Here is a 13,344-nt window from a genome sequence, read left to right as displayed (position 1 = left end):
GCCGCTATAAAAGCGATCCCTCATCTGGTGGCCCCGCCGGTTTTTGCGCTTTTGCGGTCGCCTGCCCCGCGCTTCCGCCAATCTCGATGCGCCCATCAGCGAATTGCAGTTCCAACGTCTCAGCCCTCGCGGCGCCGGTGACCGAGGTCACAACCGCCCCGCCACTGCGCACCACAGCAAAGCCCCGCTCCAGCGTCGCCTCATAGCCAAGCGTGACCCGCAGCCGGTCCAAAGCGTCAATCTTGCGCTGCCAATCGCCGATCTGGCGGTTGCCGGCCTTGGACAGACGCGCGAGCATCTGGTCGAGCTGGGAGCGTTTCGCAGCGTTATCGCGGATCAGGGTTTCAGGGCGCAGACGGCGCAGTTGGGCTTCAAAATCATTGCGATTTTTCGCGACACGACGCGCCAGAGCGGGGGCGAGTCTTTCATCTGTCTTGTCCAACTCGCGGCGCTTGAGCGCCACAGGCCGCGCCAAGGCAGGCCCCAGCCGCGCCCCTGATTGCGCCAGACCACGGCGTTGCTCCGCCACACGCCGCGCGAGCGTTGCAGGGCGCAGTGGTCCCGAGATTTCAGACAGATGCACGCGACGCCGCTGCACGCCGGCAATCAGGCTCGGCCCCAGCTTGTCAGAGGCACGGTCAAAGCGCTGCCAAGGCCCGTCGAGCAGGCTCTCTTTGCGCGGCAATGCGCGGGCCATATCGCGCAGACGCTGGCGGCGGTTCGTCAGGCTTTGGCTGAGCAATTGGCCCAGCCGGGCACCCTGCCCGTCGACCCAAGCGGCAAGCTCGTGGCGCACGGGCACCGCCAGTTCGGCGGCAGCCGTCGGCGTTGGGGCGCGGCGGTCGGCAACATAGTCGATCAGGGTGGTGTCGGTTTCGTGCCCCACGGCAGAGATCAGCGGGATGTCCGAGGCCGCCGCTGCGCGTGCTACGATTTCTTCGTTAAAGCCCCAGAGGTCTTCGACCGAGCCGCCGCCCCGCGCCACGATAATCAGATCGGGCCGTGGCATCGCGCCGCCGGGAGTGAGCGCATTAAAGCCCGCGATGGCGCGGGCGACTTCGGGCGCACAGGCCGCGCCCTGCACCGCAACGGGCCAGACCAGCACCTTGCGCGGAAACCGGTCACGCAACCGGTGCAGGATGTCGCGGATCACCACGCCCTGCAGCGAGGTCACGACACCGATGATTTCAGGCAGATACGGCAGGGGTTTCTTGCGCGCTTCGTCGAACAACCCTTCGGCGGCGAGCGCCTTTTTACGTTTCTCCAGCAGCGCCATCAGCGCGCCCTCGCCCGCGATGGCGATGCGCTGCGCGTTCAGCGCGTATTTTGATTGAAAACCGCTGGCGGTCATCTTGCCTTCGGCAACGACCTCGGTACCTTCTTCGGGCACAATACCCAGCGCGGCAATCTGGCCTTTCCATGTCATGCAAGACAGAACCGAGCGGTCGTCCTTGAGGTCAAAATACAGATGCCCCGACCGCGCCTGCACCACGCGCCCGACCTCGCCCTTGATTCGCACCCAGCCGAGTTCGGCCTCGACCAGTTTCTTGACCGATCCGGCGATCTCGGAGACAGTGAATTCAGGGGTGTTGGAGCCCGGGGTCGGGTCGTCTAGCAGGTCCATGGGGCGTCCTTGTGCATCTGGCTGGCGCAGCTTAGAACGCCCAGCAACGAAGGCCAAGGGAGCACTGGTTGCATGAACATCCTCATTCTGGGCAGCGGCGGACGCGAACACTCGTTGGCATGGGCGGTGATGCAGAACCCAAAATGCGACAAGCTGATCGTGGCACCGGGCAATGCGGGCATCGCCAAGATCGCCGATTGTGCGACGCTGGATATTCTGGACGGCGCTGCGGTGGTGGCCTTTGGCGAAGAGAATAACATCGATTTCGTGATTGTCGGCCCCGAGGCGCCCTTGGCCGCCGGTGTGGCCGATGATTTGCGGGCCGCTGGGTTTGCAGTATTTGGCCCCTCGGCAGCGGCGGCAGAGCTTGAAGCCTCCAAAGCCTTTACCAAAGAGATATGCGACGCCGTGAAGGCGCCGACAGCGGCTTATGGCCATTTCACCGATGCCGCAGCGGCGCGAGACTATGTCAAAGCGCAGGGCGCGCCGATCGTGATCAAGGCAGACGGGCTGGCGGCGGGCAAAGGCGTGATCATCGCGATGACTGACGCCGAAGCGTTAGAAGCCGTGGATACAATGTTTGACGGCACCTTTGGCGATGCGGGCACCGAAGTGGTGATCGAGGAATTCATGGAAGGCGAAGAGGCGTCCTTCTTTGTGCTGTGTGATGGTGAAACGGTGCTGCCAATTGGCACGGCGCAGGATCACAAGCGTGTGGGCGATGGCGATACCGGCCCCAACACCGGCGGCATGGGAGCCTATTCCCCCGCGCCAGTGCTGACCGACGAGATTGCCGAGCGGGCCCTGGCGGAAATCATCCGTCCCTGCATGGCCGAAATGGCGCGGCGCGGCACCCCCTATCAGGGCGTGCTTTACGCAGGATTGATGATCAAGGACGGCGTGCCACGGCTGGTGGAATACAACGTGCGCTTTGGTGATCCGGAGTGTCAGGTTTTGATGATGCGGCTGGGCGCGCAGGCTTTTGATCTGATCGAGGCGACCGCCCGCGGGCGTTTGAGCGAGATGCGGGTGAATTGGGCCGAGGATCATGCGCTGACTGTCGTGATGGCGGCAGCGGGATATCCGGGGTCGTACCAGACGGGCAGCGTGATCAACGGTCTTGGCACCCTGCCGGAGACTGCGTCGCAGATGGTATTTCATGCCGGAACGGCAGAGCAGAAGGGCGAGATTGTCGCCACGGGCGGGCGGGTGTTGAATGTGACTGCACGCGGCGCGACGCTGAGCGAGGCGCGGGAGCGGGCCTATGCGATGGTTGACGGTATTGACTGGCCTGAAGGGTTTTGCCGTCGCGATATCGGGTGGCGTGCGCTCGGCTGAGGCGGAGTAGTGTAAAGAACCGCAGGGGGCGCTGCCCCCCGCACCCCACCTCTGGGGATATTTTAGCCTAAACGAGAGTTAAGAGCAGGATAAGGCGCGGGCGAAGCTTTCGCGGCCTCTGTGCGGGCCCCAAGGCGTGCTGGAAAGCTTACCCTCGCTAAGCCGGACCAACATGATCTGTGACCAATCGGCGCTCGCGACCACCATCTCAGGCGCGCCAGCGCAGGTTCTGATGCCGCCGCCGATGTCGGATTCGCCAATGCGGTGGTTGGTGAGGCCCGACATTTGGGCAATTTCAGTCAGGGTATCTTTCTGAAAGCGCCAGACCCGCAGAATTTTTGCCAGATGCGGACGGTCGATATAAGCAATCTCGATGGTGCCGTCACCGTCAAGATCGGCGGCACCAATGGGCGCCAGCCAGCGGTTGCGGCGCCCGATATAGGGGGTCGTCGCGATCAGGGTCAGCAGTCCGTCCCGTGTGTCTTTATAAATTGCGAGCTGTGCGCCTTTTTTCAGGTGGGTACGCACCACGATGATCTCGGGCGTGCCGTCGTTGTCGAGGTCGATCTGGCGCGGGGCCACGTCCTCGAAAACGTGATCAGAGCCCGAAGCGGCGCGGATGTCACCACAGGATGATTTGGCATGAGGAGAATAAGCCGCCAGCACCGTGGGTTCGATCGCATCGCCCAGAATGCCGTGCGGATAGATGGTGGAGGGGCCGTCAAACCACGCACCTGCGACAGTGCTGCTGTCTTCGGCCAGACGCACGGTTTGCGGCATCTGGGTGGTTTTGTGGGGCGGCATCTGGCATGCCGCCGCCGATGATCCGGCCACAGCCAGCGCGATGAGGGTCAGCGCACCGAACCGCAGCCTGCCCATCAAATCTGCTTTTCGGGCATTTGCACCCGCAGGCCATCCAGCGCGTCAGTGACCTTGATCTGGCAGGTCAGCCGCGAGGTGGCGGGGTTGGGCTCATAAGCGAAATCGAGCATGTCTTCTTCCATGTCGTCTTTCGCGGGCAGTTTTTCGACCCAAGACGGATCGATATAGACATGGCAGGTCGAGCAGGCGCATGCACCGCCGCAATCGGCTTCGATGCCGGGGATATTGTTGTCGCGTGCGCCTTCCATGACCGTCAGGCCATTGGCAACATCGACGACATGTTCGGTGCCGCTATGTTCGACATATGTGATCTTGGCCATGCTCACAGCCCTTTCTCAATAATTCGCTTTGGCCTTGTCTACTAAGCACGCATCGGCTGTGCCAGCCCTTTTGCGTCATGTTGCGCGGAGGGCTGCAACAAATGCCGCATCCCCTTTGCAATGCAGGCAAAAAAAGCTAGGTTGCTGGCCGAGCAATAGACCCAAGAGGCATTGGGCGATGACACAGGCACCACTTTCACGACCCACCGCATCCGCACCGCTCTGGCTTGGCCTGTCATTGGGCCTGTCGCTGGTGCTTGCGGGCTGTGGAGACACCACGCAAGGGGACAAGGCTGAAAGGCCGGAGCCGGGGGTTTACGAGCCGACCCGCAATGGCCCGCACGGTGCAGCGGAAGGCAGCTGCTGGGGCAAAACCGTCAGCCCTGCGGTGATTGAGAGCGTGACCGAACAGGTGCAGATATCGCCCGCCAAGGTGAACGCTGATGGCACCATTGCCAAACCGCCGGTCTATAACACCGAGACGCGGCAGCAGATCGTGCGTCAGCGGGTTGAAAACTGGTTCGAGACGCCCTGCAACGAGGTTTTGACGGTCGAGTTTGTGGAAACCCTGCAACGGGCTTTGCAAGCGCGCGGGCTTTATGCGGGCGCTGTGAATGGCGAGATGGATGCCGCAACGCGCGCCGCGGTTCAGAAACTCCAACGCAGCGACGGGCCGGATAGTGGCGTATTGTCTTTGGAGACGGCGCGTGAACTGGGGCTGATCGCGGTGCCGCGCTCGACTTTGTAGGTACGAAGAGGCATTGGACCTATGAAAAAAGCGCCCCCGATTGGAGGCGCTTTTTTAGTTTTTAAACAGTGCCCAATATTGAGGCTTACTCAGCCAAAGTCAGCGCGACGAAGCGGGGATCGCCAGCGCGGCGCACAAGTAGCAGCAGTGACTTGCGGCCCGCTTCCTTGGCAGAGGTCAAGCGCTCCTCAAGCTCTGCAATGGTCACAACTTTTTGCTGACCGGCTTCGGTGATCACGTCTCCAGCGCGCAGACCTTTTTCAAAGGCCTCTGACGCTTCGTCGACTTCGGTCACCGCAAGGCCGTTCATTGTGTCGCCCACGGCCAGTTCTTCGCGCATCTCGTCAGTAAGTGGCGTGAGGGTCAACCCCAACAGCGATGTGGTCTGGGGGGAAACTTCAGCAGGGTTTTCCTCATTCTCCGGTGCAACGGGGGCGTCAGAGTTTGCGTCTTCGCGGCGGCCCAGAACCACTTTAATGGTCTGGCTCTTGCCGTCGCGCATGACAGTGACGCGCACGGTCTGGCCTACGGGGCTGTTGCCGACCTGGCGGACCAAGCCGCGCGTGTCGGCCACGTCAACGCCGTCGAACGACAAGATGACATCGCCTGTTTGCAGGCCTGCGTCCTTGGCGGGACCGTCAGGTACATCTGTGATCAGTGCGCCGGTGGCCTTGGCCAGATCCATCGCATCGGCGACATCTTCGGTCACGTCCTGAATACGCACGCCCAACCAGCCGCGACGTGTTTCACCGAATTCCTTCAACTGGTCCACAACGCGGGTCACCACGTTTGACGCCATCGAAAAGCCGATCCCGATGGAACCGCCGGTGGGGGACAGGATTGCGGTGTTCACGCCAATCACTTCGCCGTCCATGTTGAACAAGGGGCCACCTGAGTTGCCCCGGTTGATCGCCGCGTCGGTCTGGATGTAGTCGTCATAGGTGCCGCTCAGCGCACGGTTACGGGCCGAAACAATGCCCGCGGAGACAGAGAACCCCTGCCCCAACGGGTTACCCATCGCGATCACCCAATCACCAACACGGGCGGCATTGCTGTCGCCAAAGTTGACGAAGGGCAGCGGTGTGGTCGCCTCAACCTTCAGCAAGGCGATGTCGGTGTTGGGATCGGTGCCGACAACTTCTGCCTTAAGCTCCAAGCCCGAGAAAAACTCGATGGTAATTTCGTCGGCACCCTCGATCACGTGGTTGTTGGTGACGACAAACCCGTCTTCGGAGATCACAAAACCCGACCCCAGCGCCGAGGATCGGCGCGGCTGCTGCCCGTCGCCGTCGCTGTTGCGGTCCTGAAATTCGCGGAAGAAATCTTCAAAAGGCGAGCCTTCGGGCACAATGCCTTGCGGGCCGGTGCGGCCTTCGACCATCGTTGAGGTGGTGATGTTAACTACGGATGGGCTGATCTTTTCGGCCAGCGGGGCAAGGCTCTCGGGCTTGGCCAATACGGCCACAGCCTGAAGGATGATAAATGCCAAGGTCAGCACGCTCATTAGAAATGCTCTGAACACCGGGGTCTCGTGAAGGGCTCTGGCTCGCGCGCGGACCTGTGACTGCATCATCGTCTCCTGTCAAATTCTGATGTCACCCCGAAGAGGACACGTATTGAGACGCAGAGTGCATCCTGCATGCCTGCGCCGCAACATCAAAGATGTGGTGATTCTGGCGCATTTCAACCGCCTCACCACTGCGTGATGATATCGGGGCAGATATTTCAAAACTGTGGAGCCGCGGGGCTTGCCGCACACGGGAGCGCGAAAAGCATGAGGGGCGGCCAACCGGTCAGCGCCTTACATCCCGATCTGGAAAGCAACCCAAACAAGGAAAATGCCCGCGACGACAACCAGCGCGCCGATCTGGCGCACGGCGCTCTCAGGCAGGCTGCGCAGCACTTCCAGCATGCGCTCCAAAAGCGAAGGGGCCAGCGCATAGGCCAGCCCCTCCAGTATCATCACCAACCCGAAGGCCAGCAGCAGAAGGCTCAATTGGTCTCGCCTTCGTTGGACCGGCTGCCCTGATCGGAGCGCAGATAGTTGAAGAATTCGCTGTTAGGCGAGAGAACCATAGTGGAGTTCTCGCCCTTCAAGGCTTCCTCATAGGCGGACAGCGAGCGGTAGAATTCAAAGAATTCCTGATCGCGTCCATAGGCTTTTGCAAAGATGTTGGCGCGCTCGGCGTCGGCTTCACCTTCGATGATGCGGGCATCACGACGGGCTTCCGACAGGATGACCTCATAGGTCCGGTCTGCAAGAGCGGTGACCCGCTGGGCAGCTTCACGGCCACGGGCGCGCTCGTCTGTCGCTTCGCGTTCCCGCTCGGCGATCATCCGTTGCAGCGTCGCATCAAAGTTCTGCTCTGGCAGATTGGTCTGGCGCAGACGCACATCAACCACATCCAGCCCCAAAAGCTGCGCACGCGAGTCGGAGCGTTCGCGGATCTGGTCCATCAAGGCAGAACGCTCAGGCGACAGGATGGTGTTGGAGGTCACACCCTGCGAACCCAGAACAGCTCGGATCTGGGATTCCAGAATACCGCGCAATTCGCTCTCGGCCTGACGTTCGCCGCCCACACCAATCGCTTGGCGGTACTGCACGATATCGGCAATACGGTACATGACAAAGGCGTCAATTTCCAAACGGCGATCATCGGCGGGCGTGACTTCGATCACCGGTGTTTCCAGCGTCAGGATACGGTCCTCAAAGCGCACGATTTCGTCCAGCAAAGGCACTTTAAACCCGATACCGGGCTCGGTGCGGACCTGCTTGATCTGACCAAAGCGCAGCACCAGCGCCTTTTCGCGCTCATCCACAACAAAGATCGATGCCAGTATGCCAACCAGCACAACCACGACGACGGGGATTAATAATCCGAGTTTACGCATTAGTTCGACCCTCCCGAGTTGCGACGCAATTCATTGAGCGGCAGGTAAGGCACGACGCCCTGGCCTGTGCCGTTTCCGGTGTTGTTTTCAAGAATGATCTTTTCCACGTCACCCAGCACTTTTTCCATTGTTTCGATATAAAGCCGCTTGCGGGTAACTTCTGGCGCGGCCGTATATTCCTTGAGCACAGCTTCAAAACGGCTGGCCTCACCGACGGCACCGTTCACAACGCGGGCACGGTAGCCTTCCGCAGCTTCCATCAACTGCGCGCTTTCACCACGGGCTTCGGCGGTTTTTTTGTTTGCATAGGCGTCTGCCTGACGCTCGACCCGGTCGCGCTCCTGCTCGGCGGCCTGCACATCGCGGAAAGCATCAACAACCGATTGTGTGGTCGTCTGACCAGCTGCATTGGTGACCTGCACCGTCTGTTTGGGCGGATCGACTTTGTTCACGTTGACCCGCAGAATGTTGATGCCAGCCTGACGTTTGTCCAGAGTGGTCTCGATCAGTTCTTTAACACGTTCGGCAACAGAGGCACGGTCACGGTTCAGGATCGGTGCCAGTTCGGATTGCGCAATGACTTCGCGCATCGCGGACTCAGAGATTGCCCGCACGGCAGCCTCGGGGTCACGCAGCGAGAATTTGAAATCTTTGGCGTTCTTGATGTTCCAGACGACCTGAAAATCGATGTCCACGATGTTTTCATCGGTGGTCAGCATCAGACCTTCGTTGTCGGTGCTGCCTTTGTTCACCCCCAGCTCTTCTGTGCGGTTGGTGGTCACATCGAAGACTTCGGCGGTGACAACGGGCCAAGGCGCAAAGTTCAGACCTTCGGTACCAACGCCGGAGAACTCGCCCAAGAAGAGTTCAATCGACTGCTGTTCAGGCCGTACGGTGTAGAAGCTCGCGAAAGCCCAGAGCAGGCCGGCCGCAACCAAGCCCAAACCGATTGTGCCGCCGGTCAGCATCGGACCATTGCCACCACCGGAGCCACCTGTGCCGCCGGTCCGGTCACGACCAGAGCCGCCCCCCATCAAAACGCGCAGATGCTCCTGACCTTTTTTGACCAGATCATCAATTTCTGGCATCTGTGGCCGATCGCCGCCCGGGCCACGCCCGCCGCCATTGCCACGATTGCCCGAAGGGCGCTCCTCACGATCACCTCCGTCACCCTTATTTCCTCCGCCGCCCCATGGGCCGCCCGAATTTCCTGCCATGTAATCTTCCCTTCATGAACCACCTTTGCGGTGGCCAGTTGTCCCGAATTTGTGCGTGTTTGTGCCGGAATTCAAGCAGTCCGCGTCGGCGTACGCATCGTGACCAGTTCCTCGGACATGGTCGGATGCACCGCACAAGTGGCGTCAAACTGCTCTTTTGTAAGTTTCGCCTTAACCGCTATGCCCGCAAGCTGGATCATTTCACCCGCATGGGGTGCGACGATGTGACAGCCTAACACAGTGCGATCTTTCTTGGAAACCACCAGTTTCATCAAGGCGCGGTCCGATTTGCCCGCAAAGGCGGTCTGCATCGGACGGAAGGATGTAGAATAGACCTCGATCTCTTCTTGATCGCGCGCGTCTTCCTCGCTCAACCCGACGGTGCCCATTTCGGGCTGGGTAAAGATCGCCGAGGGGATCAACTCGTGGTCCACCGGTGTCGGCTCGCCGCCAAAGACGGTTTGCACAAAGGCCATGCCCTCGCGGATCGCCACTGGTGTCAGGTTTACCCGATCGGTTACATCGCCAATTGCATAGACCGACGGCACGCCCGTCTGGCTGTATTCGTCGACCTTGATCTCGCCGCGACGCCCCATCTCGATGCCTAAATCCTCAAGTCCGAGGTCTTTTGTATTGGGAGTCCGGCCTGTGGCGAAAAACACGGCGTCGAAAACTTGCGCGTCGCCCGTGGTTGGCTTGACCCGCATTGGCCCGCTCTTGGCGCTGGCGTTGGCGGTCGAGGGAGCCGCAGAACTGGTGCCGCCGGCAGCCGCGTCTGATCCGGTGGGCATCGCCCCGCTGTCGCCGTCTGCCGCCGGAGCCATTTCAACCACATCGGTGCCGACATGCAGGTCGATCCCGTTCTCGCACATCGCTTCAGCTATCAGCCCGCGCGCCTCCTCATCAAAGCCCCGCAGGATTTGGGCGCCACGGTAATACTGCGTCACCTTTACGCCCAAGCCGTTCATGATGCAGGCAAATTCACACGCAATGTAACCGCCGCCGATGATCAGCATGGTCTTGGGCAGCGCATCAAGGTGGAAAATATCGTCCGAGACCATGCCAAGCTCGGCATTGGGCATATCGGGCCGCACCGGATGGCCGCCGACTGCAATCAGGATATGTTTGGCGGTTTTAGTGGTGCCATCCGCCAGCTTGACCGTATGGGCATCCTGCATTTTGGCGCGCTGGTCGAACCGTTCGACCCCTGCCCCGTCCAGCAACTTTTTATAGATGCCCTCAAGGCGATCCAACTCTGCGTGCATCCGCCCGCGAAAGCTCTGCCAGTTGAAAGACCCCTGCTTGATATCCCAGCCGTAGCATTGGGCTTCGTCCACAAGCTCGGAATATTCCGAAGCATAGACCATCAGCTTTTTCGGCACGCAGCCGCGGATCACACAGGTGCCGCCATAGCGGTCGTCTTCTGCCAAAGCGACCCGTGCGCCGTATTCCGAGGCCGCAACCCGCGCCGCCCGCACCCCGCCCGATCCGCCACCGATGACAAAGAGGTCATAGTCGAATGTATCTGCTGCGGGGGTGTCTGCGGCCATGGGCTGTCTCCGGTCAAAAGCTGTGCTGGTGACTACCTATATGGGGGCGCAAGGCTGATTGCCATATGTTGCCGGACAATTCGCCGCAGAGCGCGTGCGTGCAGCGCCCCCCCTCAATGACGGGAGCGGCGCAGCCTCACGCATCCTCTGCTTCAGTCGCCCAGATCGGAAAACAGATTGTCGCTTTCGACAAAATCCAGCCGCTCGGTCGCCACGGTGCCTTCGTTGATGTCACGCACCTCGACCCGACCGTCGCCATAGCCGATGACAACCGCATCACAGATATCAATGAATAGCCCGTTTTCCACCACGCCCGGCATCTGGTTCAGCACCAGCGCCAACTGGCGCACGTTGCCGATGCGGTTGAGATGCAAATCAAGGATGTGATTGCCCTCATCTGTGATGAAAGGCACCTGCCCGTTCATCCGCAGGGTCGAGGTCCGCCCCAGCACATCCATGCTGATCAAAGTCTCTTCGACCAGCGCTTGCGTGGTCTGCCAGCCAAAGGGGATCACCTCAACGGGCAAGGGGAAAGCGCCGAGGGTTTCGACCTCTTTGCCGATATCGGCGATCACGATCATCTGATCACTGGCAGTTGCTACAATCTTCTCTTGCAGCAAGGCACCGCCGCCGCCTTTGATCAGGTTCAGCTCGCCATCAAATTCGTCGGCCCCGTCGATGGTCAGGTCCAGCCATTTTGCCTCATCAAGGCTGATGACTTCGATGCCGACATCGCGGGCCAGCTCAGCGGTGCGGGTCGAGGTTGGCACACCTTTGATCCGCAGCCCGTCGTCGCGCACCATCTCGCCCAGACAGCGCACCAGCCATGCGGCGGTGCTGCCTGTACCCAGTCCAACGCGCATGCCGTCTTCGACAAATTGCGAGGCGCGTTTGGCGGCCACGAATTTGGCTTTGTCGATGGGGGAAAGTTCTCCGCTCATGGGGGCAGCTCCGATGAAATGGGTTGTTGCAGCGTTATAGGCACAATGTCGGTCAGGCGCGAGGGGCTTTGCCGCGGTTTTTTCGCGCAGGCTCGGCCAGCCTGACCTGCGCAGGTTAAGACATGATTTAACGGCATTTGCACGGAATGCAGCCCGGTGGACAAAGCCTGCCACGGCGCTACCTCACGACGGTTAGTGATCTCAAAGGTATCAGTACCATGCTTCACGTCCCGACGCCCGCATTGCAGCCCGCGTATCACGCCGCGAAAACCCATGTCAGCCTTGCGGGCCTTGGCATCGCGCTGCCACCCTATCAGATGCGACAGGACGATGTACTGGCCGCCGCGCGCGATCTTTTCGCGGAAAAATACCCCAGCTTTGAACGATTGGTGCCCGCGTTTGAGAATGCCGGCGTCGATACCCGCTATAGCGTGCTGCCGATTGAGTGGTTCAGCGAACAGCATGGTTGGGCTGATCGTGGTGCAGTTTACCTCAAAGCAGCGACAGCGCTGTTTCAGGATGCCGCTACTGCCGCGCTGAGCGATGCAGGGATCGAGGCTGACGCGGTCGATATTATCGTCACCGTGTCCTCCACCGGTATCGCCACCCCGACGCTGGAGGCGCAGGCCCACAAGGCGATGGGGTTTCGCGCCGATGTGCAACGGGTGCCAGTATTCGGGTTGGGCTGTGCAGGTGGTGTCACCGGTTTGGCAATCGCCCGCAGGCTGGCTGCCGCACAACCGGGGGCGACCGTGTTGATGGTCGCGGTCGAGGCTTGCTCGCTCGCGTTTCGCAATGACCGGCTGCAAAAAGCCGATGTGATTGCCACGGTTTTATTCGGGGACGGCGCAGCGGCGGCGGTTTTGACCTCGGGCGCGGGCGAAGGCGCTGTAACTTTGGCCAACGGGCATGAGCACCTCTGGCCCGATACTTTGCCGATCATGGGGTGGGATGTTGATGAAACAGGGCTTGGCGTGGTCTTTGACCGTTCGATCCCCGCCTTTGTGCAGGAGAGTTTCCGCACCGCTGTGACCACGATGCTTGGCGCCGCCGGCCTGCGCCCTGACCAGATCGACCGCTTCGTCTGCCATCCCGGCGGCACTAAGGTGGTCGAGGCAATTGAGGCGACGATGTCCCTGCCCTCCGGCAGTCTCGATTGCGAGCGTGCGACTTTGCGCGCTGCAGGCAATATGTCGGCCCCGACCGCGTTGTTCGTGCTGAAGCGGGTGATGGACGCGGGTCACAGTGGCACGATGGCGCTTTGTGCTCTGGGACCGGGCTTTACCGCGTCACTGTTGCCGCTGACGGTTCACAGATGACGCTGGCCACCGCCCTGTTTTTGGGTTTCATCGTCGTGCAGCGGCTTGCCGAACTGGTGATCGCGCGGCGCAACACTTCCAAGCTGATGGCCGCAGGCGCGCGCGAGGTCGGAGCGGGACATTATCCGGTGATGGTCGCGCTGCACGCCAGTTGGGTCGTTGCGCTGCTTATTTTTGGCTTTGACCAAGCGATCCACGCAGGTTGGCTGGTGCTTTACGTCTTGCTGCAGATCGCGCGGGTCTGGATATTGTCGACGCTGGGGTCGCGCTGGACCACACGGATCATCGTCACCGACACGCCGCTGGTCGCCTCCGGCCCGTTTCGCGTGTTGCCGCATCCCAATTATGCGCTGGTCGTGGCCGAAATCATCGTCGCCCCGATGGTGCTGGGGCTCTGGGGCGTTGCGGCGGTCTTTACCTTGCTGAATGCGCTGATGCTGCGCCACAGGATCGCGGCAGAGGATGCGGCCCTGCGTCCATGACCTGCCGCCTCGCCCAGCGCTTCGCCTAGTC

At 60.9% G+C, this 13,344-nt stretch carries 13 protein-coding genes; 4 read left to right on the top strand and 9 right to left on the bottom strand.

What is annotated here, in order from left to right:
• Positions 1-4: 4 nt before the first annotated feature.
• On the bottom strand, positions 5-1,624 hold the full coding sequence (gene xseA / locus BM174_RS09380) for an exodeoxyribonuclease VII large subunit (RefSeq protein ID WP_093923607.1): 1,620 nt from the start codon (positions 1,622-1,624) through the stop codon (positions 5-7).
• Positions 1,625-1,696: 72 nt separating this feature from the next.
• Here xseA and purD point away from each other — a divergent pair, with 72 nt between their 5' ends.
• Positions 1,697-2,962: a phosphoribosylamine--glycine ligase gene (purD, locus tag BM174_RS09375; RefSeq protein ID WP_093923606.1), complete on the top strand. Its 1,266-nt coding sequence runs from the start codon at positions 1,697-1,699 to the stop codon at positions 2,960-2,962.
• A 78-nt stretch (positions 2,963-3,040) separates the two neighbouring features.
• Here the strand turns inward: purD and BM174_RS09370 are convergent, their stop codons facing one another.
• Both BM174_RS09370 and BM174_RS09365 read right to left on the bottom strand, forming a co-directional pair.
• Positions 3,041-3,841 (bottom strand): FG-GAP repeat domain-containing protein, encoded by an 801-nt coding sequence (locus BM174_RS09370; protein ID WP_093923605.1) that lies wholly within the window; start codon positions 3,839-3,841, stop codon positions 3,041-3,043.
• Positions 3,841-4,164, bottom strand: a complete 324-nt coding sequence (locus BM174_RS09365; protein ID WP_093923604.1) for a 2Fe-2S iron-sulfur cluster-binding protein — start codon at positions 4,162-4,164, stop codon at positions 3,841-3,843. Before BM174_RS09365 ends, BM174_RS09370 begins: the two co-directional genes overlap by 1 nt.
• Positions 4,165-4,342: 178 nt before the next feature.
• Here BM174_RS09365 and BM174_RS09360 point away from each other — a divergent pair, with 178 nt between their 5' ends.
• The gene (locus BM174_RS09360) at positions 4,343-4,912 is read left to right on the top strand and encodes a peptidoglycan-binding domain-containing protein (protein WP_093923603.1); all 570 of its coding nucleotides are present in this window, start codon (positions 4,343-4,345) and stop codon (positions 4,910-4,912) included.
• 85 nt (positions 4,913-4,997) lie between these two features.
• On the opposite strand, the gene BM174_RS09355 is transcribed toward BM174_RS09360, so the two are convergent.
• The 6 genes from BM174_RS09355 to rpiA all read right to left on the bottom strand — a co-directional run bounded on the left by BM174_RS09355 (position 4,998) and on the right by rpiA (position 11,512).
• Entirely contained in the window at positions 4,998-6,416 is a 1,419-nt protein-coding gene (locus BM174_RS09355; protein ID WP_425442350.1) for a Do family serine endopeptidase, read from the bottom strand.
• Positions 6,417-6,713: 297 nt separating this feature from the next.
• Positions 6,714-6,908, bottom strand: a complete 195-nt coding sequence (locus BM174_RS09350; RefSeq protein ID WP_093923601.1) for a DUF2065 domain-containing protein — start codon at positions 6,906-6,908, stop codon at positions 6,714-6,716.
• Positions 6,905-7,804: a protease modulator HflC gene (gene hflC, locus BM174_RS09345; RefSeq protein WP_093923600.1), complete on the bottom strand. Its 900-nt coding sequence runs from the start codon at positions 7,802-7,804 to the stop codon at positions 6,905-6,907. Before hflC ends, BM174_RS09350 begins: the two co-directional genes overlap by 4 nt.
• Complete coding sequence (hflK, locus tag BM174_RS09340; RefSeq protein ID WP_177209454.1) at positions 7,804-9,021, bottom strand: FtsH protease activity modulator HflK; 1,218 nt, start codon at positions 9,019-9,021, stop codon at positions 7,804-7,806. The genes hflC and hflK overlap by 1 nt, the downstream gene beginning before the upstream one ends.
• A gap of 71 nt (positions 9,022-9,092) precedes the next feature.
• Complete coding sequence (locus tag BM174_RS09335) at positions 9,093-10,571, bottom strand: FAD-dependent oxidoreductase (protein WP_093923599.1); 1,479 nt, start codon at positions 10,569-10,571, stop codon at positions 9,093-9,095.
• Positions 10,572-10,723: 152 nt separating this feature from the next.
• Positions 10,724-11,512, bottom strand: a complete 789-nt coding sequence (gene rpiA, locus BM174_RS09330) for a ribose-5-phosphate isomerase RpiA (protein ID WP_093923598.1) — start codon at positions 11,510-11,512, stop codon at positions 10,724-10,726.
• 218 nt (positions 11,513-11,730) lie between these two features.
• On the opposite strand from rpiA, the gene BM174_RS09325 reads away from it, so the two are divergent.
• Both BM174_RS09325 and BM174_RS09320 read left to right on the top strand, forming a co-directional pair.
• Positions 11,731-12,831: a type III polyketide synthase gene (locus BM174_RS09325; RefSeq protein ID WP_093923597.1), complete on the top strand. Its 1,101-nt coding sequence runs from the start codon at positions 11,731-11,733 to the stop codon at positions 12,829-12,831.
• Complete coding sequence (locus tag BM174_RS09320; RefSeq protein ID WP_093923596.1) at positions 12,828-13,313, top strand: isoprenylcysteine carboxyl methyltransferase family protein; 486 nt, start codon at positions 12,828-12,830, stop codon at positions 13,311-13,313. The genes BM174_RS09325 and BM174_RS09320 overlap by 4 nt, the downstream gene beginning before the upstream one ends.
• The last annotated feature ends 31 nt before the right edge of the window (positions 13,314-13,344 follow it).

The organism is Sulfitobacter brevis, assembly GCF_900112755.1.
Taxonomy (GTDB): domain Bacteria; phylum Pseudomonadota; class Alphaproteobacteria; order Rhodobacterales; family Rhodobacteraceae; genus Sulfitobacter; species Sulfitobacter brevis.
Note: the sequence above shows the minus strand (reverse complement) of the source record. Positions and strands in the feature narration are given on the sequence as shown.

Coding starts and splice junctions, on each gene's coding strand:
- BM174_RS09360 (WP_093923603.1), top strand. CDS start 4,343: ATGACACAGGCACCACTTTCACGACCCACCGCATCCGCACCGCTCTGG.
- xseA (WP_093923607.1), bottom strand. CDS start 1,624: ATGGACCTGCTAGACGACCCGACCCCGGGCTCCAACACCCCTGAATTC.
- BM174_RS09325 (WP_093923597.1), top strand. CDS start 11,731: ATGCTTCACGTCCCGACGCCCGCATTGCAGCCCGCGTATCACGCCGCG.
- BM174_RS09335 (WP_093923599.1), bottom strand. CDS start 10,571: ATGGCCGCAGACACCCCCGCAGCAGATACATTCGACTATGACCTCTTT.
- BM174_RS09320 (WP_093923596.1), top strand. CDS start 12,828: ATGACGCTGGCCACCGCCCTGTTTTTGGGTTTCATCGTCGTGCAGCGG.
- rpiA (WP_093923598.1), bottom strand. CDS start 11,512: ATGAGCGGAGAACTTTCCCCCATCGACAAAGCCAAATTCGTGGCCGCC.
- hflK (WP_177209454.1), bottom strand. CDS start 9,021: ATGGCAGGAAATTCGGGCGGCCCATGGGGCGGCGGAGGAAATAAGGGT.
- BM174_RS09355 (WP_425442350.1), bottom strand. CDS start 6,416: ATGAGCGTGCTGACCTTGGCATTTATCATCCTTCAGGCTGTGGCCGTA.
- BM174_RS09370 (WP_093923605.1), bottom strand. CDS start 3,841: ATGGGCAGGCTGCGGTTCGGTGCGCTGACCCTCATCGCGCTGGCTGTG.
- BM174_RS09365 (WP_093923604.1), bottom strand. CDS start 4,164: ATGGCCAAGATCACATATGTCGAACATAGCGGCACCGAACATGTCGTC.
- purD (WP_093923606.1), top strand. CDS start 1,697: ATGAACATCCTCATTCTGGGCAGCGGCGGACGCGAACACTCGTTGGCA.
- hflC (WP_093923600.1), bottom strand. CDS start 7,804: ATGCGTAAACTCGGATTATTAATCCCCGTCGTCGTGGTTGTGCTGGTT.